Here is a 26240-nt window from a genome sequence, read left to right as displayed (position 1 = left end):
GCGCGCGGACTAAAACTTGCTCGGGTGCACGACATCACCACCGTCGTTGCTGTCAGCCACCTTGTTGTCGCCTCTGCCAACCTATCCCATCTGCACGCTGGGACCGCTTTTCATCCCCCGCCAATGCACGACTTCGAGGCGGCCGTCGAAGTGTTCGACGACCGCGCTGCACGAGTCGACCCAGTCGCCACAGTTCAGATAGCGGACCTTGCCGATCCGGCGGTCGGAGGCCCAGTGGATGTGGCCGCAGATCACCCCATCCACGCCACGCAACTGAGCGGCGTGCGCCATGCTGTCCTCGAAGTCGAAGATGAAGCCCACCGCCTTCTTCACTTTCTGCTTCGCGTACCCGGCCAGCGACCAGTAGCCCGGCATGTGCAGCAGCCGACGTGCCCGCGACAGCAGATGGTTGAGCCGGACCAGGGCGTTGTAGGCGACATCGCCGAGCACCGCCACCCAGCGGTGGTGACGCGTGACCTGGTCGTATTCGTCACCGTGGATCAGCCAGTAGCGACGGCCATCGATCGTCTCGTGTTCACATTCGGATTCCACCCGGATGTCGCCGAAGGTGACGCCGGCGTAATCGCGCAGGGCCTCGTCGTGGTTGCCGGGGATGAAGACCACGGTGCAACCGTGGCGGGCGCGGCGCAGCACCTTCTGCACCACGGTATTGTGCGCCGGGGCCCACTGCACGCTGCGGTTCATCGCCCAGAAGTCGATGATGTCGCCGAGCAGGTAGAGGTGCTCGGATTCGAACTCCTTCAAAAAAGCGAGCAGATTTTCGGCCTGGCAGGCGCGCGTGCCCAGATGCACGTCGGAAATGAAAACGGAGCGCACCGCCGGCATCAGTCGGCACGCCCTCCGGCGCCAGTCGCGGCCGGCCACGGCTGCGCAGCCCCACCGCGGCGCCAGGCACGGAGCAGCGCATCAGCAAAAGTGTCGACGACGTGCCCCCAGCTCAGGCCCTCGGCGCTGCGCCGAGCAGCCTCTCCCAGCTCGGCACGAAGCCGGTCATTTACAGCCAGCTGGATCGCCCGTTCGATGAAACCGTCCTCATCACCGCAGCGCACCACGGCGCCGTTGCCCAGATCCCGGATCGTCTCGGCGGCGGCGGCGTAGCCGTAGGCCAGCGTACACACGCCGCTCGCCATCGCTTCCAGGGTGACGTTGCCGAACGTTTCGGTCAGGCTGGGAAAGAGAAACAGGTCGGATGAAGCGTAATGCGCGGCCAGGTCTTCACGGTGCCGGGTTCCGGCCAGGACCGCATCGGGGCAGGTACGGGCCAGCGTAGCGCGAAGGGGACCGTCACCGACCAGGATCAACCGGGCATCGGCCCGCTGCTCACGGATCGCAGTAAAGGCGCGCAGCACCAGGTCGAGGTTTTTTCCGGGGCGAGGCGTCCGACGCTGATCACGGCGAGGCCGCCAGGGGCAAGGCCCCAATCCCGGCGCAAGGCTTCGCTGCGCCGCAGCGGATCGAACAGCGCGGTATCGACTCCGCGCCCGATGGCTTCCACCCGCGCATAGCCCTGGTCGCCCAGGCTGCGCGCCAGCGCGGCCGTCGGCACGTAGGTGGTGGCGCTGCGGTTATGGAAACGGCGCAGATAGGCGGCTACCGGCCGGCGCAGCCAGCCGATGCCGTAATGCGCGCTGTAACGGTCGAAATTGGTATGGAAGTCCGATGTCACCGGCACACGCAGCGTGTTCGCCGCCGTCACCGCGCTCCAACCGAGGGGGCCTTCGGTCGCCACGTGCACCAGGTCAGGACGCCGCCGCGACCACTCGCGCAGCAATCGAGAACGGGCCGGCAGACCGAACCTGAGCCCATCGTAGCGCGGCAGCTTCAAGCCCCGCACCAGTACTTCATCGAATCCACGCGCGCCCGCCGCGGTGGAGTCGGAGTCCTGTCGCGGACGCACCAGCTGCATGTCGTAGCCGCGCTCGACCAAGCCGTCGATCATCCGTTCGAGCGTCATCGCCACCCCGTTTACTTCGGGCGGAAAGGTTTCGGTCACCAGCGCGATGCGCAGGCGGGATGGCGGACAGGGTGCTGCCGTCGTGCAATCGAGCGCTCTCATGGCGCCGCAGCGTAGGCGACCCGCAATACAGCTCGGTTACGCCGAAATTGCGCCCGCGTTAAACCAACCCGCACGCGAACCCGTGCACTTGCCGCCGCCATTACCGCGCCCCCCTGGTGCGACGATAAGCTAAACTTCAGCGCCGGCCCGCCAGGGGTCTGCCACCCATCCGTCGCACGCATTCGGAAGCACCGGAACACATCATGCCCACCTGGGGACACGGACTGCGGGCGAAATCCGCCCTCGCCCTGCTGCTCGCCTGCCTGCTCGCGCTGCTGCCGGCGGCCTTTTTTGCCTGGCGGGCATTCGACGAGGTCAAGACCCATCTGGGCGAAGGCTACGCGCGCAACTTCACCGAGCTGCATCGCGAACGCATCCTCGGCCCGATCGCGCGCGAACTCGCGCTCGCCCGCCGCCTGGCGGACTCGGTGGCGGTCCGTCAGTGGCTGCGCGACGAGCGCGACCCGTCCCGCCATGCGCAAGCTTTGGAGGAGGCGGAAGGCTTTCGCCGGGCGTTCCGCGACCACAGCTACTTCCTCGCCAGCAGTCGCTCGCTCGACTACTACTACAACGATCCGGCCCAGGATTACAGCGCCGCGCCCCGTTACCGGCTCGACCCGCAGAAAGCCGACGACGCCTGGTTCTTTTCCACGCTCGCCGCTGCCCCCCGCGTCAACATCAACGTCAACCCCGACCGCTGGCTGAAGCAGGCCAGGGTCTGGCTCAACGTCGTCATCGAAGACGACGGCGGCCGTCTGGGCATCGCCGGCAGCGGACTGGACCTGTCACGCTTCATGAAGGAATTCATCGACGCCGGCATCGCCGGCCTGACGCCGATGATCATCGACCGCAACGGCGCGATCCAGCTCCACCCCGACGCCCGCCTGATCGCACTCGGTTCGGGCGCGCGCCACGATGCCCAGGCGCGCACCCTGGACAGCCTGCTGGCCGACGCCCAGGAGCGCGGCGCGCTGCAGGCCGCCCTCGATCGCGCCGCCACCGCCCCGGGCACAGTGGAGCAGCTGTGGGTGACGCTCGATGGCGGCCGGCGCCTGCTGTCGCTGTCCTATCTGGACGAGCTGCGCTGGTACGTGCTGACCGCGGTCGACCTCTCGGTGGCCGAGATCGTCGATCGCGGCTGGCTCCAGGGCGCGGCCGCCGGCTTCGCGCTGCTGATCGTGCTGATGCTGGCGAGCTTCAGCTTCGCCGTCGACCGCCTCGTGCTGCGCCCGCTGAAAGCCCTCCACCACTCGGCGCTGGCCCTCACCCGCGGCGAAACCGTGCGCCTGCCCCCGCCGGGCAGGGACGAACTCGGCGACCTGTCACGCGCCTTCGGCGCCATGGCGGCAAAGATCCGCGCCCACACTGCCGAACTCGAGGACAAGGTGCGCACGCGCACCGAAGCACTGCAGGCGGCCAACACGGCGATGAGCGCGGCACAGAAAAAAGTCCGGGATTCGATCGAATACGCCAGCCTGATCCAGCGCGCGCTGCTGCCCGACCAGCGCCTGAGCGAGATGCTCGGCCCCCATCACTTCGCCCTGTGGCGGCCACGCGACACCGTCGGCGGCGATTTCTACCTGTTCCGCGCCGAAGGCGAACACAACCTGCTGGGCATCGTCGATTGCGCGGGCCACGGCGTGCCCGGCGCGCTGATGACGATGCTGGCGCGCGCCGCCTTCGACGACGCCATGAACCGCATCGGCCTGGAGCAGCCCGCGGCCCTCCTCGCCCATGCCGACCGCACCCTGCGCGGGATGCTGCAGGCCTCGCAGCTGCCGCGCGCGATCGCCACCAACATGGACGCCGGCCTGGTGTGCGTGGACCGCACCACACGCCGGATCCTGTTCGCTGGCGCAAAAATCTCGCTGTACTGGAGCGACGGCGACGCGGTGGAGGAAATCCCCGGCGTGCGCCGCGCGCTCGCCGACCGCCGCCAGGCCGAGTTCGTCGAGCACAGCCTCGCCCTGCCGGCGGGTGCGACCTGCTACCTGGTGACCGACGGCTACCTCGACCAAGCCGGCGGCGAACATGGATTCGGCCTCGGCAACAGCCGTTTCGCCGAACTGCTGCGCACCATCGCGCAGCGGCCGATGACCGAGCAGGCGCAGGCCCTGGACCGCGCGCTCGAGGCCCACCGCGGCCACCACCCGCAGCTCGACGACATTACAATTCTTGCATTCCGCATCGACTGAGCCCACTGTTTACCCCGCCTGCGCCACCAGGAGCCCCGCCTTCATGGACGATCTCGACCTTTTCAGCCTGCGCGACCTGTTCAACCGCAACCGCATCCTGCTGTGCTTCAACGGGCCGATCTCGCGCAGCCTGATCGAGGAAATCGGCCACGCCCTGAAAAACTACCTGCAGGCGCAGAACGCCACGCCCTCGGCGGCAATGGACGTCTTCGGCGTGTACATCGAAATGACCCAGAACATCCGCCACTACGCCGCGCACCGGCAGTACGGCGAAGAGGACAGCGCGGCCACCATCATCGTCGCACGCCAGCCGGACGGGGCCTACCTGGTTCAGGCCGGCAATCTGGTCGAAGCCGACGACGGACCGCTTCTGATGGCCCGCATCAAGGCCCTGTCCGGCATGGACAAGGCCGAACTCAAATCCGCCTACAAGGAGCAGTTGCGCAAGCCGCGCGACACCGCGCTCAGCTCCGGCGCCGGGCTGGGCCTGCTCGACATCGCGCGCAAGGCCTGCCAGCCGCTGTCGGCCAGCGTCGGCCCGGCGAGCGGCGGAAAGGTGTTCTTCAGCCTGAGGGCGGTCATCTGAAACTCCGGCACATCCCCTACCCGACCGAAAAAACACCATGACGATCCTGAACATCCCCGGAACCCAATCGACTCCCACCATCACAGCGGACTGGGACGCCGGCCTGCTGAAGATGGACGGCGATTCCTACCCCGAGAACTCCTTCGAGTTCTTCGGCGAGATCCTCGTCTGGGTCGAGCGCTTCCTCGCCGAAACCGCCCGCCCCCTGCGCCTCGAGCTGCAGCTGATCTACATGAACACCAGCTCGGTGAAGGCAATGATGGACATCTTCGACATGCTCGAAGATGCCCACGTCCGCGGCCGCGAAGTCCGCGTCGATTGGTACTACCATCCGCGCAACGAACGGGTGAAGATGCTCGCCGAGGAATTCCGCGAAGACTGCAGTTTCCCCTTCGAGATCGCCGTCCAGCCATCGTGAATACCGCCGCCGACACCCCGCTGTCGAGCACCCCGCCCCTGCTCGACGAGATCCGCGCGCTGCTCGACGACCCGACGCTGCGCGACGACCCGCTCCATGCCCCGCTCACGCGGCTCTACGCCCTCGCCTGCGACCAGCACGAACGCATGGCGCGGCTGATCCGCATCTCCGACGGCTATCACGGCTGGTCGCAGAGCCGGGCCGAAGACCTCAACGCCCAGTTCGACCGCCACGTCCGCCGCCTGGAAAAGCTCGCCCGCATTTCCGACCGCTACCAGAACTCACTGCGCGAAGTCAGCGAGAGCCTGCGCGAAGCGTCGATCACCGACGCCCTCACCGGCCTGCGCAACCGCCGCTACCTGATGGAGCGCCTGCGCGAGGAAAGCGGCCTCGGCAAGCGCAGCGCCCAGGTCTATGCGCTGGCGATGGTCGACGTCGATCGGTTCAAGGCGATCAACGACCGCTTCGGCCACGAAACCGGCGACGTCGTGCTCCACCGCATCGCCGGCGCCCTGCACGGTGCAATTCGCGAATACGACATCTGCGGGCGCTGGGGCGGCGAGGAGTTCCTCCTGATCCTGCCCGGAACACGGCTGGCCGACGGGCGCGAGCTGATCGAGCGCGTGCACGCGCAGATCCGCCACCTGTCGATCGATGCCGGACCCGGCTACGGCATCCAGGTTTCGATCAGCACCGGCCTGACCGAGTATCGCCCCGGGGAAGCGCCCACCCACACCCTGGCGCGGGCCGATGCCGCGCTGCTGCAGGCCAAGGAGAGCGGGCGGGACCGGGTGGTCGCAATCTGAGCGCCCCCGGCTGCGGGCGCGCTCCGGGCGCGGCCTGTCCGCCGCTCAGGGAACCAGCGCGACGCGGCCGGCCGCGGCCGCTGCCGGCCCGCTTCGCGCGGGGCGGGCTGCAACCGCATCATCGCCCGCCTCTTCCTCCGCCGGCTCCCACAGGGCGCGGTAGGTCGCGCTGTAGTTCATCAGCTGCGCGGACATGCGCGCCAGGCGGTCGGGTGGTCGCGGCGCCCGCACCGGACCGATCGCCGAATAGCCCAGACCGGCGCGCCCGCCCTTCACCTGCAGCCCGATCAGATCGAGGATCGTCGGCAGCATGTCGAAGTGGGTGACTTCGTCGGTGTTCTTGGCCAGCCGCCGGTCCTTGCCGATCAGCAGGTTGAACACCCGCCGCTGGGGATTCTGGATCAGTTTCGGATAGGAGGTGTTGCCCATCGCCAGGTGGTCGCCCTGGACGACGATCGCCACCCGCTCGAGCCCGCCGCGGGCGATGATGTATTCGATGAAGTCCGCCACCAACCCGGCGGTGCACTCGACGATGCCGTCGAAATCGCCATAGCCCTGCTGCGCACACTGCGGGGAGAGGTGGCCGTAGGGGTGGTGGGTGTCGATGGTGAGGACGTTGAGGTTGAACGGCCGACGCGACTTCATCAGGCGGTCGAACTCGGCGCGCGCATGGCGGAACAGGTCGTCGTCGCGCAAGCCCCAGCCGCTCATGCGCTCGGGCGGCTCGCCGGCGGAAATCCACTCCTCGCGCCCCATCACCTTCTCGTAACGATGGTCGCGGAAGAACTTGCCGACTCCGGCAAAAGCCAGGCTGGAGCCGTTGAGGAAGACGTTGCGGTAACCTTCCGCGGCGAGGATGTCGCCCAGGCAGCGCGCATTCGGCAGGTAGCGCTCGATTTTTTCGCCCTGCACGTTGCCGCCGAACATCGCCACCGATTTCAGCGGCAGGCCGCACTGGGTCGCCACCAGCCCGGCGATGGTGAAATGCGCACCCATCATCTCGTGGTAGTCGTCGAAGGACACCACCCCCGGACGTGACTTCAGCGCATTGAGGCGGTGCAGCAGGTCGCGGCCGAACAGGGCTGGATCGGAATAGGTGCTCTCCAGACTTTCGACGTAGATCAGCACCAGGCTCTTCGGCGGCTGCCGGCCGCGGACGAGAGCAACCCGGGCGGGATCGACGTAGGTATCGGAAAAGTAGTCCTCGCCGAAATAGGCCCGCACGTAGCGCGCCACCGAAAAGCTATCGACGAAGAACGCCCCCCCCGCCCCCAGCACCACCAACGGCACGATGCGCGGCAACGTGTGGCGCGCGCCGCGGTGGATCCATTCGCCCAGCCAGTGCCCGCCCGCGCGCAGGCGGTCGCGGGCCGCACGCAGCAGCGGCAGCGGCCAGCCCGTGCCGCGGGCGTGCACGCGGCCGACCCACCCGTCCACCGCCCACAGCAGCAGCGCCAGCAGCAGCGGCAGGGCCAGCCCGCGCCACAGGAAGCGGCGGGTGAGCTCGGGGTCGCTGGTCAGCACGCCCTCGGAGCCGAAGCGCAGGTGGTAGAGCACCTGGTCGATGCTGACGGAGCCGAACTCGTCGGTCAGCCAGCGCGGCACCGCGTACAGCAGGCAGCCGGCCAGGATGGCCAGAAATCTGAGCAGTTTTCCGACACGCATCTTGGCCCCGCGCACGCAAGCCCCTGCGCGTACCTCGGATGGGACGCACGCAGAAGGTGCGCAATGCTACCGCAACAAATCCGTCATCGAATCCTCATTTTTGTGTCGATATGCACACCGCCGCCGAAGCGGGAAAGCGGCGCGGCGGCGCACCCGCTCAGCCGCTCAGCCGCTCAGCCGCTCACCACGGCGCGATTGGTGATCACGCGCGCATCGACCACGGCGTAGCCGTCGGCGTAGGCAATGACCGGATTGAGGTCGAGTTCGGAGAGTTGAGGATAGGCGCTGACGATGCTCGACACCTTCAGCAACAGATCGACCAGCGCCGTCTTGTCCACCGCCGCCTCACCCCGCGCGCCATCCAGGATCCGGCGCCCCTTGAGCTGGTCGACCATCGATTCGGCGTCGAAGCGCGACAGCGGAATGGCACGGAAGGCGACATCCTCGAGGATCTCGACGAAGATGCCGCCCAGCCCGAACATCAGCACCGGGCCGAAGATCGGGTCGCGCACCACGCCGACGATGGCTTCGGTGCCCTTTCGCGCCATCGGCGTGACCAGCACGCCACGGATGTCGGCGTTCGGGTCGTAGGCCCGGCAGCGGGTCATGATCCGGTCGTAGGCCGCGCACAGCGCCGCCTCGCCGACCAGGTTCAGCATCACGCCGCCGGCGTCCGACTTGTGCAGGATGTCCTTCGACACCACTTTCATCGCCAGTGCCTGGTTGCCGAAATGCGCCGCCACCGCGGCCAGCTCATCGGCGCCGTGCGCCACCCGCTCCTCGGCCACCGCCACCCCATGGGCGCGCAGCAGCGCCTTGGCTTCGAACTCGTAGAGGTCGCGGCCTTCGTTCTGGGCGCGCGCGAACATCGCCTGCATGTCCTCGATCGGCGTCACCCCGGGCTGCAGCGGCTGGCCGTGCTGGTGGGCAAGGTAGGCGCCGCGCTCGCCGAGCGCCTGCAGCACCCGCACCGCATGTTCGATCGAGGCGTACACCGGCAGCCCGGCCTCGTGCAGGCGGCGCAGCGCCGGCGGCTTGACCGGCGCATAGAGGCTGTAGATCACCAGCGGCTTGTCGATGCGGCGGGCGAGCTCGATCATCGACTCCGCGGCGCGCATCTCGCCGCCGAGCAGCGACTCGGCGAAGCGGGTGTGGTAGCCGCCGAACATGCCGACGAGGAACACCGCATCGACGCTGTCGTCCTCGGCGGCGATTTCCATGCAGCGCGCCAGCACTTCGGGATCGGCATCGGAGCTGCCGGCGACGTCGACCGGGTTGGCGAGCGAGGCCTGCGGCAGCAGGATCGCCGCCAGGCGCTTGCGCGTCGCTTCGGACAGCGGCGCCAGCTCCAGCCCGGCTTCGGACAGGCGGTCGGAGGTGATCGTGGCCTGGCCGCCGCCGTCGGCGATCACCGCCACGCGCTTGCCGCGCGCCTGCTGCAGCAGGCCCAGGCCTTCGGCCACCGGCAGGATGCGGTCGGAATGGTGGACGACGGTGACCCCGACCTGGCGCAGCAGATCGACGGTCATCGCATAACTGCCGGCGAGCGCCCCGGTGTGCGAGCTGGCGGCCTTCTTGCCCAGCTCGGTGGCGCCCGACTTGTACACCACCACCGGCTTCAGCGGGGTGATCTCGCGCGCCGCCTGGAGGAAGCGCTGGCCGTCGCGGAAGCCTTCGACGTACAGGGTCGCGACCCGGGTGCGCTCATCCTCGCCGAGGTAGCGCAGGTAGTCGTTGAAGCCGATGTCGGTCTGGTTGCCGGGGCCGACGTAGGTGGAAAAGCCGACGTGGCCGTTGTGCTCGGCCTCCAGCACCAGCGCCAGCAGCATGTTGCCCGACTGCGAGATGAAGCCGATGTCGCCGGCCTTGATGTTGCGCAGGTCGAGCAGGTTCACTTTCTTGTGCAGGTTGAACATGCCCGAGGTGTTGGGGCCGATGATGCGCACCCCGCCCGCGCGCGCGGCGTCGAGCACCTGCTGCTCGAGCTTCGCCCCTTCCGCACCGGTCTCGCGAAAGCCCGCGGCGAGAATCACCGCGCCCTTGACGCCCTTGCGCCCGCACTCGGCAATCAGCCCGGGCAAGGTCGCCGCCGGGGTGCAGATCAGCGCCAGATCGACCGCGCCGGGGACGTCATCGAGGGTCGGGCAGGTCGGCACGCCGAGGATCTCGGGCACCTTGGGGTTGATCGGGTAGATCCGGCCGGCGTAATCGCCCTTGATCAGGCCGACCATCGCCTTGTAGCCGCGCTTGGTCGGATCGGCTGAAGCGCCGACGATGGCGATCGAATCGGGGGCGAGGAAGTCGTGCAGCGGGCTGCGGTGGGCGGGGGCGGTGTCGTGCGTGCTCATGTCATTGCCCCCGGAACACCGGTGCGCGTTTCTCGGCGAAGGCATCGACCCCTTCCTGCCAGTCGCGGGTGGTGCCGACGAACATCATGCCTTCGAGCTCGGCGGTGAGGCAGGCGTCGAGGGTGCGTTCGGCCGAGCGGTTGAGCTGCGCCTTGGCAAGCTGCATCGAGAACGGCGCCTTGCCCGCGACCTTGCGCGCGAAGCCGCGCGCCGCGTCGAGAAAGCCCTCGTCGGCAAACACCCGGCTCGCCAGGCCGATGCGTACCGCCTCTTCACCCTTGATGCGCTCACCGAGAAAGACCAGCTCGCGCGCCTTCGCCAGCCCGACCAGGCGCGGCAGCAGCCAGGTCACGCCGCCGCCGAGGAAATTGCCGATCGAGATCTCGGGCAGGCCGATCTGCGCGCTTTCGGCCATCAGCACGAAGTCGGCGGCGATCGCCATTTCCGCCCCGGCCCCCAGGGCGTAGCCGTTGACCGCGGCAATCACCGGTTTCTGCAGTTCCAGCAGCCGCTTGCACACGTCCTGCTCGCCTTTCAGGTACTGGCGGCGGTCGAAGGCGGTGCGCCCGACCTTGTGCTCCTTGAGGTCAGCGCCGACGCAAAAGGCGCGCCCCTCGCCGCTGAGGAGGACGACACGGGCGTCGCGCTCGGCTTCGGCACGGCTCAGGGCGGCATCGAGCTCGTCATACAGCTGCCGGGTCACGGCGTTGAGGCGCTGCGGGCGGTTGAAACGGATCTCGGCGACGCCGTCGCGAAGTTCGTAGAGAAGGGTTTCGTAGGTCATGGAGGCTCTCGGTGGGGGCGGGAAGAAAAAGAGGATGAAGGGAGGCGGCGGGGCGACGGGACGGGACTGGATCGGCGCGGGCCGCGCACGACCGCGACTCACTCCGGCGCCGGAACCCGGCCGCAGAAAAGGCCGGGCGCCACCGGCTTGTGCATCAGCACCACATCCTTGCGCGGAATGTGGCACCGCCAGCCGAAGCGCCGGGCAAGGTGGCGGAACGTGCTTTCACGATAGAACACGACATGGGTCGGGTCACGCCGGTAGTGCCAGCCGGCGAAGCGGGCGTCGTCGGTCTGGAAGCAGGTCGTGATCCCGAGCCAGCCACCGGGACGCAGCAGCGCGTCGAGGCGGGCGAACTCGGCGGCCGGGTGGTGGAAGTGCTCCACCACTTCGGTACAGGTGACGAAGTCGTAGCGCTGCGCCAGCACGCCAGCATCGGGGGCGAACAGCGGGTCATACACGCGCACGGTGTGGCCGACGCCACGCAGCATGTCCGCCAGCGCCGGGCCGGGTCCGCAGCCGTAGTCCAGCCCCGCGCTCGCCGGCGCGAGCCGGGCGCACAGGGGCTCGGCGAGGCGGGCAAGAAAGCGGCGATAGCCGGGGTCGGCCGGGTCGTTGCGGTGGAGGAGGTATTCGGCGCATTCGGCGTCGACTGGCGGGCGCTGCGCGGGCAGCAGGAAAGTCGCTTCGCAACGGACGCAGCGCCGGTAGTCGCGCGCGCCCACCTCGATGAAGAGGCGCGGTGCGGCGTCGAGACAGACCGGGCAGACGGGGGCTGGCCCGGAAGCAGGCAGGCTCATGGGGGAATTGTACGTAGCCGGGGGAGGCCTGCCCACGGGGGAGGAGTCCGTATTGCGGTTCCGGGCCGATTGTGATCTGGCTGCATCCCCCGCCCCGCTTCAGAGCAGGGCCGGCTCGGGCTCCAGGCGCACACCGAAGCGCGCCTCGACATCGGCGACGATCGCCCGCGCGATGCGCACCACGTCGGCGCCGGTGGCGCCGCCGCGATTGACCAGCACCAGCGCCTGGCGCTCGAAGCAGCCGACCGGGCCGAGGTCGCGTCCCTTCCAGCCGGACTGCTCGATCAGCCAGCCGGCGGCGAGCTTTTCCCGGCCGTCGGCCTGAACGTAGTGCGGCATCGTCGGGTGGGCGGCGAGCAGGCGGGCGCACTGCGCCGCTTCCACCAGCGGGTTCTTGAAGAAGCTGCCGGCGTTGCCGAGAACGGCGGGGTCGGGCAGCTTGCGGCAACGGATCGCGCTCACCGCCTCGGAGATCTCGCGCGCGGAAGGGTCGGCAAGCCCGCGCGCCTCCAGTTCGCGGGCAAGCTCGGCGTAGCGGGTCACCGGCTGCCAGCGCCGCGGCAGGCGAAAGCGCACCGCGCTCACCAGCCAGCGTCCCGGCGCGCGCTTGAACACGCTGTCGCGATAGCCGAAAGCACAGTCCCGCAGCGTGAATACGCGGCGCGCGCCGGACTCCAGGTCCACCGCGTCGAGCGAGTCGAAACGCTCGGCGAGTTCCAGCCCGTAGGCGCCGATATTCTGGATCGGCGCCGCCCCCACCGTGCCCGGAATCAGCGCCAGGTTTTCCAGTCCGGGCCAGCCCCGCTCCAGCGTCCAGCACACGAAATCGTGCCAGGATTCGCCCGCACCGGCCTCGACGATCCAGGCCTCGGCCGTCGCGTCCACCAGGCGGCGGCCGTCGATCTCGACCTTCAGCACCGTCCCGGCGAAATCGCCGGTGAACACCAGGTTGCTGCCCCCACCCAGCACCAGACGCGGGATAGCGGCCCAGCCCGGCGTGGCGATCAGCGCATCGAGCCGATCGAGCGAGCGCAGGCGCAGCAGGCGCGCCGCCCGCGCCGGCAGGCGAAAGCTGTTGAGCGCGCCGAGATCGGCGTCGAACAGGGTGTCCGGCCCGGGCGTGCTCATCGTCCGGCGCACGCCCGGGCCGCGGTCTGCGCGATCGGGAACAGGCGGTCATAGCCGATGTTGAACAGCAGCGCATAGATCGTGTACGCGATCGCCAGAGCGACGTCGGCGACCAGGGCCTCGACCCAGCCCATGCCGGTCCACAACACGATCACCGGCAGCGTGATCAGCAGCAGCCCGCCCTCGAACAGCGCGGCGTGCACGCAGCGCAGACGCAGCGGCCGCCGGTCGGCGCTGCGCCCGGTGAGACGGCCTTCCATCCAGTCGAAGCCGGTATTGAAAGCGCCGTTCCACAGCGCCGCGACCAGCGCCAGCAGCGCCAGCAGCGCGGCCGACTCGAGCGGCGGCGTGCCGCTCAGCCAGGCGAAGGGCGGCGTCACCAGCACCAGGCCGCCGAGCTCGAACAGGGCAATCTGGCGCAGGCGGTCGCGCCAGGAGCGCAGCTTCGGGGACGGTGGGGACACAAGCGAACGCCTCCTGCCGGGCGGGTTGGACATCGAAGGCGTGTGAACATAGGCCGGCGCGCCGCCGAAGGCAAGCACACCCGCCCGCCCGCTCGCCGAAGCCCTTCCGGAACAGCGCTCCCGCCCTCTTGTTCCCTTCCCGGGCGCCCTCCGCTGCCGGGCGCGGCCGGGATACTCAGAAGCTCACCGTGGCCTCGTTCGAGCACACCGTGGTGCCGGTTTCGCAGACCCGGTAGGTATAAGTGCCCGCCCCTTTCTGGCCGATCGCGTCGCGGTACGCGCCGTCGTTGGCTTCATTCGTGGCGATCGTCCCCCCATTACGCCAGATATCGACCGCGGTGCCCGCTCCGCTCCATTGCAGATCGACCTGCTGCACGCCCTTGACCTTGCTGCCGGTGGCCGACAGGCTGATCTGGGACGGCGGCGGCGGGGGTTCGGTGCCGGCCCCGAGCGCGCGGTGGGCATTGACCCGGCCGTATTTCACCCAGGCGCGGAAGTTCTGCCCGAGCGCGCCGCTTGCGTCCGCCCCGTTCTCGATCCGGCTGCGCACCTCGGCATTGCTCAGGCCGGGGTTGGAGGCGCGCACCAGCGCCGCCACCCCGGCCACGTGGGGAGCCGCCATCGACGTCCCCGACAGCCAGTTGTAGCAGCCTTCCGGATCATCGGCGGCGATTCCGCAGCCCGCGTTCGGATAGGCCGACAGGATCTGGTGGCCGGGCGCGGCGACCGAAACCCAGTTTTTGTCGAAGGTGGAAAAATAGGCCAGGTTGTCGTGGCGGTCGGTGGCGGCCACCGAAATCACTTCGGCAAAGGCCGCCGGGTAGTGGCGGTTCGACGCGTAATCGTTGCCTGCCGCCGCCACCAGCACCAGCCCCTTGCTCCAGGCATAGGCGATCGCGTCGCGCTCGGCGTTCGACGGCGAGTAGGGGTCGGGGTCGCTGCCGTAGCTCATGTTGACGACGTGATAGCCATTGTCCGCGGCGTAGAGCAGCCCGTCGACCGAAGCGGCGACCTCGCACATGCCGAGGATCGGATACCACTCGTAGGGATATTCGTAGCACACCTTGATCGAACCGAACTTCGCGTTCCAGCCCACGCCGGCGGTGCCGATCCCGTTGTTGGTCTCCGCCGCGGCGATCGCCGCGACGTGGGTGCCGTGGCCGATCAGGTCGGCCGCGGTGCTGCTGCCGGTGAAGTTCTTCTGCTCGAGGCACTTGGTCGCCAGATCGACGTGGGTGCATTCGACCCCGCTGTCGAGGATCGCGATCCGCACCGTGTCGCTGCCCCGCGTCAGGTCCCACGCTTCGGGCGCGTCGATGTCGGCATCCGCGGTGGCGGCCATTGTGCCGCCCGTCTCCGGATCGAACAGCGCCTGTCCGGTATTGTGCAGCCCCCACTGCTGGGTGAAGTAATCGATATTGAGCGCCTCCGGCGGGTCACGGCCCTCGGTGGGCAGGACCAGCGGACGGTAATAGTTGGGCTCGGCGTAGCGCACGTTCGGGTTGCGCTGGTAGAAGGCCACCGTCGCCTGCACCGACCCCGCCGGCACCGCGACCAGCTCGACGCCGATGGCAGCGAAGCGCTTCAGCACCCTGGCGCCGGCGGCGGCGTGCGCCTGTGCGACCTCCGCCCCGGCCAGGCCGGGACGGAACGCAACCAGCACCTGATCCGGTGCGAACGGTGGCGGCAGCGGACGCGAGGCGGCCTCACCCCCGCCGACCGGCGCCTGGGCGGCGAGCGGAGCAGCGCCCGCGATCAGGCAGGCACCGACCAGGAAGACGGCAAGAGATCTCACTGCGGACATGATTTTTCCTCCTGCGCAAGCGGCCCCGCCTGGTGCACCAGGAAGCGGCCGGCGCCGGCAGCATCGGCGGCCGCACACGGTGCCTGGGCTGATGGCGCAACGCCTCGAACTGAAAGCGTGAATGTTTTTTTATAGTGCTGGACACAGGCGTCCGCCAAGGAAGAAGCGCCCTCGCCCGCCGTGACATTTGCCCCCTCGCTGCCGCGCTTGCCGCCCCCACCGCGGGCGCCGGGCGGCAGCGCCACTGCCGGCGGGGACGAGTGATAGACTGTTTGCACAAAACGATTTCGACACGCTTCCGACCCCCCTCACCCGGGGCGGACAGGAAGCCCCCCGCCCATGCTGCCCATGATCCTCCCCATCGGCGCCCTGCTCGCCGGCATCGCCCTGTTGCTGCTCGGCTCCGGCCTGCTCAGCACCACCATCGCCCTGCGCGGAAGCCTGGAAGGGTTTTCCGACACCACGCTGGGCCTGATCGGCTCCACCTACTTCCTCGGCTTCTTTCTCGGCACCTTCATCGCGCCGCAGCTGATCCGGCGCATGGGCCACATCCGCGCCTTCGCCTTCTTCGGCGCGGCGGTCGCGAGCTGCATCCTGCTCCATGCGCTGATCGTCGAAGCCGTATTCTGGATGGTGTTGCGGGTCATCACCGGGGTCGGCCTGGTCGGTTTCTACGCGGTGATCGAAAGCTGGCTCAACGACCAGACCGCACCCGAGCGCCGCGGCCAGGTGTTCGCCATCTACATGGTGGTCAATCTCGCCGCGCTCGCCGGTGCCCAGCAGTTGCTGCGCCTGGGCAGTGCGGCTGCATTCACGTTGTTCGCGGTGGCGGCGATCTTCGTCTGCGCATCGCTGCTGCCGGTGACGATGACACGCTTTCCGCAGCCGCAGATCGGCGCCCGCCCACGCCTGGACCTGCGCCTGATCCGGCGTGCCGCACCGGCCGCCCTGGTCGGTGCGCTGTCTTCCGGGCTGTCGATGGGCGCGTTCTGGAGCCTGACCCCGGTCTATGGCGAGCGCATCGGCCTCGACGCCGCCGGGATCGCCGCGCTGATGACCAGCGCAATCGTCGGCGGCGCCCTGCTGCAATGGCCGATGGGGCGCCTGTCCGATGCCGGCGACCGCCGCCTGGCGCTCGGCATCGCCGCCGTCGGCGCCGTGCTGGCGGGGCTCGCGGTCGCCGCCTTCGGGCACATCGAGCACGTTCCACTGGCCGGGCTGTTCCTGTTCGGCGGCATGGCTTTCGCGGTTTACCCGATCGTCGTCGCCCACCTCGTCGACCACCTCCACCAGGATGAAATCCTTGCCGGCAACACCGGCGTCCTGTTCCTGCACGGAGTCGGCGCTGCCCTCGGCCCCCTCGTCGCCGGCACGCTGATGGACGGCCTCGGTGCGGTCGCGTTGCCGCTGCACCTGGGCCTCGCCTTCGTCCCGCTGGCCCTGTTCACGCTCAGCCTGTACCGCAATACCCGCGACGAAATCGTCGATGCACCCGCGCACTTCACCCCGATGATGCGCACTTCGGCCACCGTGCTCGAAATGGTTTCGGCCGACGACACCACGACCACCGCGGCAGGAGCCCACTCCGGGGACGACGCGGCTGCAGCCGGCCCCGGGCCGGCGCGCACCGGCGCCCCCCTCAGCCCGCCGCCATCGTCTGCGCCCACCACAGGTACAGCGGAATCCCAAGCAGCAGGTTGAAGGGGAAGGTCAGCGCCAGCGCCGCCGCCACCCCGAGCGCCGGGTTGGCCTCGGGCACGGCGATGCGCATCGCGGTCGGGGCGGCGATGTAGGACGCGCTGCCGGCGAGCGTCATCATCAGCACCGTGCCGCCCACCCCCAGCCCCATCACCTGTGCCACGCCCCAGCCGGCGAGCGCCAGCAGCGGCGGCAAGGCCAGCCCGCAGGCGACCAGGAAGAAGCCGGCGCGGCGCAGGTCGGGCAGGCGGTCGGCGGCGATCAGCCCCATCTCGAGCAGGAACAGGCACAGCGCGCCCTTGAACAGATCGACGAACAGCGGCGACAGCGGCTCGACCCCTCCCGGGCCGGCGAGCCAGCCGATCAGGATGCCGCCGCCGAGCAGCAGCACGCTCTTGTTGGCGAACACCTCGTGCACCAGCGCGCCGGCGGCGGAGCGGCCATCGGCCGACTTCACCCCCCAGCGGGCGATCAGGGTGGCGACGATCAGCGCCGGCGCTTCCATCAGCGCCGCCAGCAGCGCGAGGTGGCCTTCGACCTCGATCCCGCGCCCACCCAGCACCGCCGCGCCGACGGCGAAGGTGACGATGCTCACCGAGCCGTAGTGTGCTGCCAGCGAGGCCGCGTCGGCGCGGCCGAAGCGCAGCCGGAAGAGCGGGAACACCAGCAGCGGGATCACCGCGCCAAGGCCGATCGCGAGCAGCGCATCGAGCCACAGGGTGGCGCTTTCCGAACGTGCGATCTCGACCCCGCCTTTGAGGCCGATCGCCAGCAGCAGGTAGATGGACAAGGTTTCGAACACCGCGCCCGGCAGGCGCAGGCCGCTGCGTGCGAACGAGGCGACCGCGCCGAGGGCGAAGAAGAAGGGAACGGCATCGACCATGGTGTATTTTCCGGGCCAGGCATGCGCACCGGGGCGCACATGCGGAGTCATTCACAGGAGACGAAGCCGGGTGGCTTCAGGCGGACGCATTCTGCCGCAGCACACACATATAAAAAAATGATTTATTTTTTAGTTTTATATAGAAATATCTCTATATGGAATCTTATTCCACGGCCTTCCTCAAGCCCCATGCACGCCGCCCCCTCGCCGCCCGCCCGATCACCCGGAGCTCACCGCCATGCGCCTGACCTTCCATCAGCTCCGCCTGCTGCTTGCCGTCTCCCGCGAAGGCGGCGTGTCACGCGCCGCCCAGCGCCTGCACCTGGCCCAGCCGACGCTGTCGGCGCAGTTGCGCCAGCTCGCCGACCAGGTCGGGCTGCCGCTGTTCGAGCGCGTCGGCCGCCGCCTGCACCTGACCGCCGCCGGGGACGCGGTGGTCGACACCGCGCTGCGGATCGAACAGGAGCTGGAAAACCTCGACGAAACCCTCGCCCAGCTGCGCGGCGACGTCGTCGGCCGGCTGCGCCTGGCGGTGGTGAGCACCGCGGAGACCTTCATTCCCCGCCTGCTCGGCGATTTCCGCCGCGAACGCCCTGCGGTCGAGGTGTCGCTGGTGGTGCTCAACCGCGGCGCGGTGATCCGCCGCCTCGCCGACAACCGCGACGACCTCTACATCATGAGCCGCCCGCCCGAAGCGCCGCCGGTGGTCGCCACCCCCTTCCTCGCCAACCCGCTGGTGGTGATCGCCGCCGCCGACCATCCGCTGGCCGCCCGCGCGGCGGTGCCGATCGCCGAACTCGCCGGCGAGGAGTTCGTCCTCCGCGAGCCCGGCTCGGGCACCCGCCAGGCCGCCGAGCACTTCTTCGCCGGGCGCGGCCTGGCGCTGCGCCCGCGCCTCGAGCTGGGCAGCAACGAAGCGGTCAAGCAGGCGGTGGCGGGCGGACTGGGGCTGTCGCTGCTGTCGGCGCACGCCCTCGCCCATGCGGTGGACGAAGGCATCGCCGTGCTGCGGGTCGAGGACACCCCGGTGCTCACCCACTGGCAGATGGTCCACCCCAGCGGCAAGCGCCTGACACCGCTCGCCGACGCCTTCCTGCGCTTCCTGCAGGAGCGCGCACCGGAACTGAACCGGGCGGCGCAGACCCGCCTCGCCGCCGCGCGCCACTGAGCCCGGCCCCTTCTGCGCCCCCCCCCGTCGCGGCGGCGGGGGCGTTCGCCGCGGCGCTCAGCGCACGATACGCCCGTGGGCGATCCGCGCCCCCTCGACCGCCGGGACAGCGCCCGCCGCAACGCTGCCGCCGGCTGCCTGCGCAGCGGCTGCCCTCACCACCGCCGCATCCCCGGCGGGCACCTGCAGTGGCGGCGGCAGGCAGGCGGGCCCTGCCGTGGGCTCGAGATGAGGCAGCAGCAGCGGCCCCATCGACTTCAGGATCTGCACCGGCAGCCCCGAGGTGAAGCGGTAGCCGGCCGCGTCGGGGCCGATGACGTAGGCGGTAAGGGTGCCGAAATGGCGCGGCCCGAGGTAGAACACGAAGGTGGCGGTGCGATTGAGCGCCAGCCCGGGGCGGCCGCGGACGACGATGCGGTTGTCGCCGGTGCCGGTCTTGCCGCCGAGCGCCAGCGCGCTGCCGTCGGCAAGGCGGAAGGACCCGGCGAGGCGGCGTGCGGTGCCGCTCTCGACGACGTCCGACAAGGCGTGGCGCAGCGCCTGCGCCACCTCCACCGCCATCACCCGCTCGCCCTCGGCCGGGCGCACCGCGAACGCGGTCTCGTAGGGCGTGTCGGCCGCAAAGCGCACCGTGTCGATGCGTCGCGTCGGCAGGCGCAGGCCGTCGTTGGCGATGATCCCCATCAGTTCGGCGAGCGCCCCCGGACGGTCGCCCGAGCTGCCCAGCGCGGTGGCGAGCGAAGGCACGAGGTGGCCGAAGGGGTAGCCGAGCCGGGCCCAGCGCCGGTGGATCTCGAGAAAGGCCTCGACCTCGAGCATGGTGAAGATGCGCGAGTCCTGCGCCCCCTTGATCCGGGTGCGGAACAGCCAGCGGTACACCGCCTGACGCTCGTCCGCGCTCGCCGCCACGGCATCGGCGAACGTCGCCTCCGGATGCTGCAGCAGATAGCCCACCAGCCACAGTTCGAGCGGATGGACGCGCGCGACGTAGCCGCGGTCGGGCAGGTCGAAGGCCTCGGGCGCATGGCGGGCATAGAGCTGGGCGAGGCGCGCCGCGGTCGGCGGCGGCCCGTCCACGCGCGCGGCGAGGAATGCGGCGAGCGCGGCGGGTGGGGCTTCCGGTTCGAGGTAGCGGAAGACCGCGGCGAGGCGGTCGTCGCCCGGACGCAGGCCGTCGAGCAACATCGAACGCGCCTCCTCCGCACCCTTGTCCTGGTACTTGCGCCAGAAGCGGCTGAGGAAAGTCCGCCCCTCGCGGTCGGCGAAGCGGGCGAGGTATTCCTCGCGCCGCGGGTCCTGGCGGTCTTCGAGCAGGCGTGCGGTGCTGCCCGGCACCTGGTACATGGTGTGGCGCACGATCTCGCGCATCAGGCGCACGAAAGGCAGGTTGATCGAAGCCTGCAGCGCTTCGCGCACGGTCGGCACGCGGCCGTTGTCGGTGTCGTTGAAGTTGCCGAACACATGCACGCCGCCGCCGGTGAAAAAGCGCTCGCCCGGATTGGCGGAAAAACGCCGTTCGAGCGCGGCTTCGAGCATCGCCGGCAGGCTGCGGTCGGTGGCCGCGGCGAGATGCTCCACGGCCCAGCGCGTCAGGCGGTCGTGGGTGTCGATATTCACCCGGCGCAGGGCCGCCGCATCGAGCGGCGCGAGCCGGGCGTGGAGTTCGGCGACCAGTTCGAGGTAGGTGGCGAGCACGCGCAGCTTGGCGGTGGAGCCCAGTTCGAGCTTGCTGCCCTCGTTGATGTCGAGCGGCTGGTCGGTGGTGTCGGTCTGCACCCGCACCCGGTTGCCGCCCGCGGTGCGCTCGACCAGGGTGAAGCTGTAGCGCACCGCATCGAGCGTGGCCGGGTGCAGCAGGCGCTCGCCGATCAGGCCCTGGCTGCGCGCGAACTCGGCCTCGGACAGGCGGCCGAGGTAGGCACTGACCGCCTGCTGCAGGCCGCCGTGCAGCGTGCTCGCCAGTTCGGCGTCGAGGCGGTCGAGGGCGTACAGCGAAGTGTCGAGCAGGCCCGCCAGGCGGGTTCGCACCGCGGTCGTGCCCTTGCCCGGCTGGGCCGGCACCAGCGCCGGGTCGGCGGCGAGATCGCGGAAGCGCAGCGGCTGGCCGAGTGCAGCGTCGCGCAGGGCGGGGCCGATCAGGCCGGCCCCGGCAAGCAGGCGCAGGTGGGCATCGGTACTGCGGGCCAGTTCTTCGCGGCCGTCGGCGAGGTACCACGACGGCCGGCGGTGGGCGATCATCAGCGCCACCACCTGGCGCAGCGCCTGGCCCTGGGCCAGCCGCTGCTCGCCTTCGTCCGCGGGCGCGGCGAGCAGCGCATTGACGTGCGCGAAGTCGGCGCCGAACCACACCCACAGGCCGTCGCCGAGGCCGTTGACCTCGCCGTGGCCGGGGGCGGCCGACAGCGGCACGGTGTTCAGGTAGTCGAGCACCAGGCGGCGGCGCGCCGCCAGGGTGTGCTCGCCTTCGCGGTAGGCGCGCACGCTGGCCGAGGCCATCTGGCGCAGCTTCTCGCGCGCATCGGCGGTGATGCCGCCGGGTGAATGGCGGTACTTCTCGATCTGGGTGGCGAGGGTGCTGCCGCCGGGGGCGTCGAGATCGGCATCGACCATCCGCCCGAGCTGGCCGAGCGCGGCGCGGGCGAAGCGCGCCCAATCGACCGCCGGGTTCAGGGTCGGCCGGGAGGGATCGAGGAGGTCGCGGTTTTCGATGAACAGCAAGGCATCGACGACCACCGCCGGCACCGCCTCGAAGTCGGCATAGCCGCGGTAAGGATAGCGAAAGCCGTACTGGCGCTCGCCCCGGCAGTCGAGCACGTCGAGCCCGGCGCGGGTCTTTTCGCGATAGGGCGGGAACAGCCCGCGGTCGGTGTAATCCATCAGCGCCGGGCTGAAGCGCACCTGCTCGGTGAGGGCGAAGCCACGCGCCTGCAGGCGTTCGGCAAAGCGCGGCAGCTCGGTGTAGCCGAGGCGCTGGTCGAACGGGCCGTGGGCGGGGAAGCGGATCGCGGTGCTCGGCCCCGCCATCCGCGCATAGTCGAGACGCGCGGCATAGCGCGCGATCTCGCGCGCCTGCAGGCGCGAAGTCGACAGTTCGTGGGCGAGCAGCACGCCCCATGCGACCAGGATCACCAGCACGAGCACCAACACCACGGCGCCAAGCAGGCTCGGCAGCCGCCTGCGCGCAGCGGGCGGGGCGGCGGCTGCCGGCGGCGGTGGTGAATTCGGACGCGGAGGAGATGAAGTCGGCATGGGGCAGGGTGCAAAGCCGCCCTTCCGCGAACGCAGTGAGCGCGGGGGCGCTTCGTTTCAACGATTATCCCGCGTCCCCGGGCGAAAAACGGCGCTGTGACGGATTCGCAACGCCTGCGGAGGCTTGGCTTAGGCGTCGAAAGCGGCCAGCGCCGCACGCAGTTCGGCCTCACTGACGCCCCCGGCCAGCGCTGCCACCGCCGCGCCGTCGACGCGCAGCATCCCCTCGTGCACCTCAAAGCGCCCACCCTGCCTGAGCGCCGCCACGCACTGCCCGGCCTCGCGCGGCGAGGCGAAGCCGGCGCCCTGCAGCAGCAGGCGGCCGTCGCCATCGACGAGCTTGAAATGGAAGCGGCCGTCGGCTTCGCGGTACTGCTTGAACTGCGGCAGGGCGGCGGGTTTCGGCTTCGCCGCGCCCGCCGCGGCGGGCGCGGTGGCGAGGCTGCGCAGGCCGACGGCGTGGCGCAGCTCGGCGAGGAAGGGGGCGGCGAGCACGCGCGCCTTCTCCGCGCCTTCGCGCAGCTGGCGCTCGATCCGCGCGGGCTCGGCGATCAGCGCCTGGTATTGGTCGCGCATCGGCGCCACCGCGCCCTCGATACGCTCGAACAGCGCCTGCTTGGCTTCGCCCCAGGCGATGCCGTCATCGAAGGCGGTGCGCATCGCGCGCGCTTCTTCGGCGCTGGAGAAGGCCTGGTAGAGCTGGAACAGCGCCGAGCCGTCGGCGTCCTTGGGCTCGCCCGGTGCCTTCGAGTCGGTGACGATGGAGAAGATCAGCTTCTTCAGCTCGGCCGGCGGCGCGAACAGCGGGATGGTGTTGTCGTAGCTCTTGCTCATCTTGCGGCCGTCGAGCCCGGGCAGGGTCGCCACCGAGGCGTCGATCGCCGCTTCCGGCAGGGCGAAGTGCTCGCCGTAGAGGTGGTTGAAGCTGCCGGCGATGTCGCGCGCCATCTCGAGGTGCTGGATCTGGTCGCGCCCGACCGGCACCGAGTTGGCCTTGAACATCAGGATGTCGGCGGCCATCAGCACCGGGTACATGAACAGCCCCATGCTGACCCCGGCATCGGGGTCGAGGCCGTCGGCGGCGTTCTTGTCCACCGCCGCCTTGTAGGCGTGGGCGCGGTTGAGCAGGCCCTTGCCGGCGACGCAGGTGAGCAGCCAGGTCAGCTCGGGAATCTCGGGGATGTCGGACTGGCGGTAGAACCACACCCGCTCGGTATCGAGCCCGGCGGCGAGCCAGGTGGCGGCGATCTCCAGCGTCGAGCGCTGCACCCGCGCCGGATCGGCGGTCTTGATCAGCGCGTGGTAGTCGGCGAGGAAGTAGAAGCTCTCGACCCCGGGGTGGCGGCTGGCGGCGACCGCCGGGCGGATCGCGCCGGCGTAGTTGCCGAGGTGGGGCGTGCCCGAGGTGGTGATCCCGGTGAGGACGCGCTGGACAGTCATGGATTGCTCCGGCCGGACAAAGCCGCGAGTTTATCGCGAAAGAGCCGATGCCCGCGCCGCACGGCGACCATGAACGGGCGGTTACGGACAGATCCCGGGCGCGCCGCATTTGCCGCATCGAGCCGCCCGGGCACGTGTCCTCAGCGCATGAGCAGGGTCGGGATGGTCGCGGCACGCAGCAGGTCGGTGGTCCTGCTGCCGAAGACCAGCGCGCGCAGCGGCGAATGGGCATAGGCGCCCATCAGCAGCATGTCGATGCTGCGCGCCTTGACCTCGCGCGCGATCACCGCCTCGGGGTCGCCGGGGAGGATGTCGGCCACCACTTCGAAGCCCGCGGCGGTAAGCGTGTCCCTTGCCAAGGCAAGCTGCTTCGGTCCGTCCGCGCTTTCCTTGCCCGACATCAGGATGTGAACCGGAAGACCCTTGAACAACGGGCTGCTGGCGATCATGTCGACACCCTTGCGCGTGACCGCGGTGCCGTCGTAGGCGAGCATCACGCGCTCGGGTTCCTTGAAGCCCTCGGTCACGGTGAGGATGGGCTTGTGCACCGCACGCACCACCCGCTCCACGTTGCGGCCGAGGTCGCGCTGGGTGGCTTCGGCCGATGCGCCGCGGCGGCCGAACACGAACAGGCGCACGCCGTCTTCCTGCTCGGCCAGGGTGTCGTCGAGCGCACCGTGGCGCTGGCGCATGTCGGCCGACGGGGCGCCGGCGGCGAGCGCGCGTTCGCGCAGACGGTTGAGGAAGACGCGGCCCTGCTCGCGCTGGCGGCGTGCGAGCGCGGCGTCCTTGTCGCTGAGATCGTTCAGCAGGTGTTCCTGGGCGTTGAAGCCGATCGCGCCGCTGTGGTCTTCGCCCGAGCCCTGCTCGGGGTGGCGGTCGATGACATGCAGGAATTCGAGCGGCGCCTCCATGCGCCGCGCGGCCCACGCCGCGTAGTCGGCGACGGTGTCGGCGAAATGGGACTGGTCGACGCAGGCCAGCACTTTCTGGTCTTGCTTGTTCATGCTGTTCGTTCTCCTCAGTGGCCCGTCAGCAGGTCTTCGGCGCCGTCCTTGTCGTGCACGCCGAACTTGTCGACCATCGTCGCGCTGGCTTCGTTGAGGCCCACGACTTCCACCTCGGTGCCCTCGCGGCGGAATTTCACCACCACCTTGTCCAGTGCGCTGACCGCGGTGATATCCCAGAAGTGGGCGCGCGAGACGTCGATGACGACCTTCTCGATCACTTCCTTGAAATCGAAGGACGCGACGAAGCGGTCGGCCGAGGCGAAGAACACCTGGCCAGCGACGGTGTAGCGCCGGGTGCGGCCTTCTTCTTCGGACGCCGAGCGGATGTGCAGGATGCGGCCGACCTTGTGGGCGAAGAAGAAGCCCGAGGCGAGCACGCCGACCAGCACCCCCTGCGCCAGGTCATGAGTGAGGACGGTCACCGCCACGGTGGCGAGCATGACGATGCTGGAGCTCGGCGGGTGCTCGCGCAGCTTGCGGATCGAGTTCCAGTCGAAGGTGCCGATCGACACCATGATCATCACCGCGACCAGCGCCGCCATCGGGATCTGCGCCACCCAGTCGCCGACCAGCATCAGCAGCGCGAGCAGGAACAGGCCCGCCGACAGCGTCGACAACCGCCCACGCCCCCCCGATTTCACGTTGATCACCGACTGGCCGATCATCGCGCAGCCCGCCATGCCGCCGACGAAGCCGCTGGCGATGTTGGCCACGCCCTGGCCGACGCATTCGCGGTTCTTGTTGCTGGGCGTGTCGGTGAGGTCGTCGACGATGGTCGCGGTCATCAGCGATTCGAGCAGGCCCACCACCATCAGCGTCAGCGAGTACGGGAAGATGATCGCCAGCGTCTCGAAATTCAGCGGCACGTCGGGGAGCAGGAACACCGGCAGGCTGTCGGGCAGCTGGCCCATGTCACCAACGCGGCGGATGTCGAGATCGAGCACGATCGCCACCGCGGTCAGCACCACGATGGTGACCAGCGGCGAGGGGATCGCGCGGGTGACATACGGGAACAGATAGATGATCCCGAGGCCGGCGGCGGTCATCGCATAGACGTGCCAGCCGACGTTGGTCAGCTCCGGCAGTTGCGCGATGAAGATCAGGATCGCGAGCGCATTGACGAAGCCGGTGACCACCGAGCGCGACACGAAGCGCATCAGCACGCCGAGGCGCAGGACGCCGGCGAGGATCTGCAGCACGCCGGTGAGCACTGTCGCTGCGAGGAGGTATTGCAGGCCATGATCCTTGACCAGGGTGACCATCAAGAGCGCCATCGCGCCGGTGGCGGCGGAGATCATGCCGGGGCGGCCACCGGTGAAGGCGATCACCACCGCGATGCAGAAAGAGGCGTAGAGGCCGACCTTGGGGTCGACGCCGGCGATGATCGAGAAGGCGATCGCCTCGGGAATCAGCGCCAGCGCGACGACGAGGCCGGCAAGCAGATCGTTGCGGACGTTGGAGAGCCAGTCCTGTCGGAGGGATTTCATCTGTGCTTATGAGTCCATCGGAATGAGTGCGCGTCCACTCGGGGGGCGCGTAAAACCCGCGCGAGCCCGGTTCGCGAATGAAGACGACGCGCCCCCGCAGCGGGAGCAGCGCCCGCTCGGGCGAAGCTGCGGAAAAACGCTGGGCCGGCAATGCAGCAAGCCTTCCTCCCCCGGCGTGCGTCCTCCCGGCCCCGGACGACGCGTGCCGACGCTCCGCTTCGGGGCAGCGC

At 69.6% G+C, this 26240-nt stretch carries 19 protein-coding genes, 1 pseudogene and 1 CRISPR repeat array (1 of these 21 running past the window's edge); of the genes and pseudogenes, 6 read left to right on the top strand and 14 right to left on the bottom strand.

The genetic code is table 11. The annotated features are described in order from the left end of the window. Positions 1-16: a CRISPR direct-repeat array (repeat unit 32 nt) (it extends 3411 nt beyond the left edge of the window). 65 nt (positions 17-81) lie between these two features. Together Tchl_RS07225 and Tchl_RS07220 are read right to left on the bottom strand one after the other, a co-directional pair. Further along, the gene (locus Tchl_RS07225; protein ID WP_075147800.1) at positions 82-846 is read right to left on the bottom strand and encodes a UDP-2,3-diacylglucosamine diphosphatase; all 765 of its coding nucleotides are present in this window, start codon (positions 844-846) and stop codon (positions 82-84) included. Further along, a pseudogene (locus tag Tchl_RS07220) lies at positions 846-2077 on the bottom strand (glycosyltransferase family 4 protein). Before Tchl_RS07220 ends, Tchl_RS07225 begins: the two are co-directional and overlap by 1 nt. Positions 2078-2280: 203 nt before the next feature. On the opposite strand from Tchl_RS07220, the gene siaA reads away from it, so the two are divergent. The 4 genes from siaA to siaD are packed head-to-tail and all read left to right on the top strand — an operon-like array spanning position 2281 to position 6082. After that, a complete protein-coding gene (gene siaA, locus Tchl_RS07215; RefSeq protein ID WP_075147799.1) occupies positions 2281-4272 on the top strand; it encodes a biofilm regulation protein phosphatase SiaA in 1992 nt (663 codons plus the stop codon). A gap of 43 nt (positions 4273-4315) precedes the next feature. Further along, on the top strand, positions 4316-4858 hold the full coding sequence (siaB, locus tag Tchl_RS07210; RefSeq protein WP_075147798.1) for a biofilm regulation protein kinase SiaB: 543 nt from the start codon (positions 4316-4318) through the stop codon (positions 4856-4858). A 37-nt stretch (positions 4859-4895) separates the two neighbouring features. After that, entirely contained in the window at positions 4896-5276 is a 381-nt protein-coding gene (gene siaC / locus Tchl_RS07205; RefSeq protein WP_075147797.1) for a biofilm regulation phosphoprotein SiaC, read from the top strand. After that, positions 5273-6082 (top strand): biofilm regulation diguanylate cyclase SiaD, encoded by an 810-nt coding sequence (siaD, locus tag Tchl_RS07200; protein WP_232311687.1) that lies wholly within the window; start codon positions 5273-5275, stop codon positions 6080-6082. Before siaC ends, siaD begins: the two co-directional genes overlap by 4 nt. A gap of 45 nt (positions 6083-6127) precedes the next feature. Here siaD and Tchl_RS07195 read toward each other — a convergent pair whose 3' ends face one another. The 7 genes from Tchl_RS07195 to Tchl_RS07165 all read right to left on the bottom strand — a co-directional run bounded on the left by Tchl_RS07195 (position 6128) and on the right by Tchl_RS07165 (position 15075). After that, a complete protein-coding gene (locus tag Tchl_RS07195) occupies positions 6128-7747 on the bottom strand; it encodes a sulfatase-like hydrolase/transferase (RefSeq protein WP_075149630.1) in 1620 nt (539 codons plus the stop codon). A gap of 173 nt (positions 7748-7920) precedes the next feature. After that, positions 7921-10095, bottom strand: a complete 2175-nt coding sequence (locus Tchl_RS07190; protein WP_075147796.1) for an acetate--CoA ligase family protein — start codon at positions 10093-10095, stop codon at positions 7921-7923. A gap of 1 nt (position 10096) precedes the next feature. Then, a complete protein-coding gene (locus Tchl_RS07185) occupies positions 10097-10879 on the bottom strand; it encodes an enoyl-CoA hydratase/isomerase family protein (RefSeq protein ID WP_075147795.1) in 783 nt (260 codons plus the stop codon). A gap of 98 nt (positions 10880-10977) precedes the next feature. Beyond that, positions 10978-11679: a class I SAM-dependent methyltransferase gene (locus Tchl_RS07180; RefSeq protein ID WP_075147794.1), complete on the bottom strand. Its 702-nt coding sequence runs from the start codon at positions 11677-11679 to the stop codon at positions 10978-10980. A gap of 99 nt (positions 11680-11778) precedes the next feature. Beyond that, entirely contained in the window at positions 11779-12807 is a 1029-nt protein-coding gene (murB, locus tag Tchl_RS07175) for a UDP-N-acetylmuramate dehydrogenase (RefSeq protein ID WP_075147793.1), read from the bottom strand. Continuing rightward, complete coding sequence (locus Tchl_RS07170; RefSeq protein ID WP_232311686.1) at positions 12804-13271, bottom strand: PACE efflux transporter; 468 nt, start codon at positions 13269-13271, stop codon at positions 12804-12806. The genes murB and Tchl_RS07170 overlap by 4 nt, the downstream gene beginning before the upstream one ends. A 175-nt stretch (positions 13272-13446) precedes the next feature. Next, a complete protein-coding gene (locus Tchl_RS07165) occupies positions 13447-15075 on the bottom strand; it encodes a S8 family serine peptidase (protein WP_075147792.1) in 1629 nt (542 codons plus the stop codon). A gap of 339 nt (positions 15076-15414) precedes the next feature. Here Tchl_RS07165 and Tchl_RS07160 point away from each other — a divergent pair, with 339 nt between their 5' ends. Next, positions 15415-16776: an MFS transporter gene (locus Tchl_RS07160; RefSeq protein WP_075147791.1), complete on the top strand. Its 1362-nt coding sequence runs from the start codon at positions 15415-15417 to the stop codon at positions 16774-16776. Here the strand turns inward: Tchl_RS07160 and Tchl_RS07155 are convergent. Beyond that, complete coding sequence (locus Tchl_RS07155) at positions 16715-17656, bottom strand: sodium-dependent bicarbonate transport family permease (RefSeq protein ID WP_075147790.1); 942 nt, start codon at positions 17654-17656, stop codon at positions 16715-16717. The two genes, Tchl_RS07160 and Tchl_RS07155, sit on opposite strands and share 62 nt — an antisense overlap. 238 nt (positions 17657-17894) lie before the next feature. On the opposite strand from Tchl_RS07155, the gene Tchl_RS07150 reads away from it, so the two are divergent. Further along, positions 17895-18824, top strand: coding sequence for a LysR family transcriptional regulator (locus tag Tchl_RS07150; RefSeq protein WP_075147789.1), 930 nt, complete (start codon positions 17895-17897; stop codon positions 18822-18824). A gap of 57 nt (positions 18825-18881) precedes the next feature. Here Tchl_RS07150 and Tchl_RS07145 read toward each other — a convergent pair whose 3' ends face one another. The 4 genes from Tchl_RS07145 to Tchl_RS07130 all read right to left on the bottom strand — a co-directional run bounded on the left by Tchl_RS07145 (position 18882) and on the right by Tchl_RS07130 (position 26010). After that, on the bottom strand, positions 18882-22073 hold the full coding sequence (locus Tchl_RS07145) for a transglycosylase domain-containing protein (protein WP_083945176.1): 3192 nt from the start codon (positions 22071-22073) through the stop codon (positions 18882-18884). Between the two features lie 129 nt (positions 22074-22202). Beyond that, positions 22203-23513 (bottom strand): tryptophan--tRNA ligase, encoded by a 1311-nt coding sequence (locus tag Tchl_RS07140; RefSeq protein ID WP_075147788.1) that lies wholly within the window; start codon positions 23511-23513, stop codon positions 22203-22205. A gap of 140 nt (positions 23514-23653) precedes the next feature. After that, the gene (locus Tchl_RS07135) at positions 23654-24520 is read right to left on the bottom strand and encodes a universal stress protein (protein ID WP_075147787.1); all 867 of its coding nucleotides are present in this window, start codon (positions 24518-24520) and stop codon (positions 23654-23656) included. A gap of 14 nt (positions 24521-24534) precedes the next feature. Continuing rightward, entirely contained in the window at positions 24535-26010 is a 1476-nt protein-coding gene (locus Tchl_RS07130) for a SulP family inorganic anion transporter (RefSeq protein ID WP_075147786.1), read from the bottom strand. Positions 26011-26240: the final 230 nt, after the last annotated feature.

The organism is Thauera chlorobenzoica (assembly GCF_001922305.1).
Lineage (GTDB): Bacteria > Pseudomonadota > Gammaproteobacteria > Burkholderiales > Rhodocyclaceae > Thauera > Thauera chlorobenzoica.
This window is presented reverse-complemented; position numbering and strand designations above follow the sequence as displayed.

Excerpts from the sequence above, each read along its gene's own strand:
- Tchl_RS07185 (WP_075147795.1), bottom strand. The coding sequence starts at position 10,879 with ATGACCTACGAAACCCTTCTCTACGAACTTCGCGACGGCGTCGCCGAG.
- Tchl_RS07145 (WP_083945176.1), bottom strand. The coding sequence starts at position 22,073 with ATGCCGACTTCATCTCCTCCGCGTCCGAATTCACCACCGCCGCCGGCA.
- siaA (WP_075147799.1), top strand. The coding sequence starts at position 2,281 with ATGCCCACCTGGGGACACGGACTGCGGGCGAAATCCGCCCTCGCCCTG.
- Tchl_RS07155 (WP_075147790.1), bottom strand. The coding sequence starts at position 17,656 with ATGGTCGATGCCGTTCCCTTCTTCTTCGCCCTCGGCGCGGTCGCCTCG.
- murB (WP_075147793.1), bottom strand. The coding sequence starts at position 12,807 with ATGAGCACGCCCGGGCCGGACACCCTGTTCGACGCCGATCTCGGCGCG.
- Tchl_RS07225 (WP_075147800.1), bottom strand. The coding sequence starts at position 846 with ATGCCGGCGGTGCGCTCCGTTTTCATTTCCGACGTGCATCTGGGCACG.
- Tchl_RS07135 (WP_075147787.1), bottom strand. The coding sequence starts at position 24,520 with ATGAACAAGCAAGACCAGAAAGTGCTGGCCTGCGTCGACCAGTCCCAT.
- Tchl_RS07150 (WP_075147789.1), top strand. The coding sequence starts at position 17,895 with ATGCGCCTGACCTTCCATCAGCTCCGCCTGCTGCTTGCCGTCTCCCGC.
- Tchl_RS07130 (WP_075147786.1), bottom strand. The coding sequence starts at position 26,010 with ATGAAATCCCTCCGACAGGACTGGCTCTCCAACGTCCGCAACGATCTG.
- Tchl_RS07190 (WP_075147796.1), bottom strand. The coding sequence starts at position 10,095 with ATGAGCACGCACGACACCGCCCCCGCCCACCGCAGCCCGCTGCACGAC.
- Tchl_RS07165 (WP_075147792.1), bottom strand. The coding sequence starts at position 15,075 with ATGTCCGCAGTGAGATCTCTTGCCGTCTTCCTGGTCGGTGCCTGCCTG.
- Tchl_RS07140 (WP_075147788.1), bottom strand. The coding sequence starts at position 23,513 with ATGACTGTCCAGCGCGTCCTCACCGGGATCACCACCTCGGGCACGCCC.
- siaB (WP_075147798.1), top strand. The coding sequence starts at position 4,316 with ATGGACGATCTCGACCTTTTCAGCCTGCGCGACCTGTTCAACCGCAAC.
- Tchl_RS07195 (WP_075149630.1), bottom strand. The coding sequence starts at position 7,747 with ATGCGTGTCGGAAAACTGCTCAGATTTCTGGCCATCCTGGCCGGCTGC.
- Tchl_RS07180 (WP_075147794.1), bottom strand. The coding sequence starts at position 11,679 with ATGAGCCTGCCTGCTTCCGGGCCAGCCCCCGTCTGCCCGGTCTGTCTC.
- siaC (WP_075147797.1), top strand. The coding sequence starts at position 4,896 with ATGACGATCCTGAACATCCCCGGAACCCAATCGACTCCCACCATCACA.
- Tchl_RS07160 (WP_075147791.1), top strand. The coding sequence starts at position 15,415 with ATGCTGCCCATGATCCTCCCCATCGGCGCCCTGCTCGCCGGCATCGCC.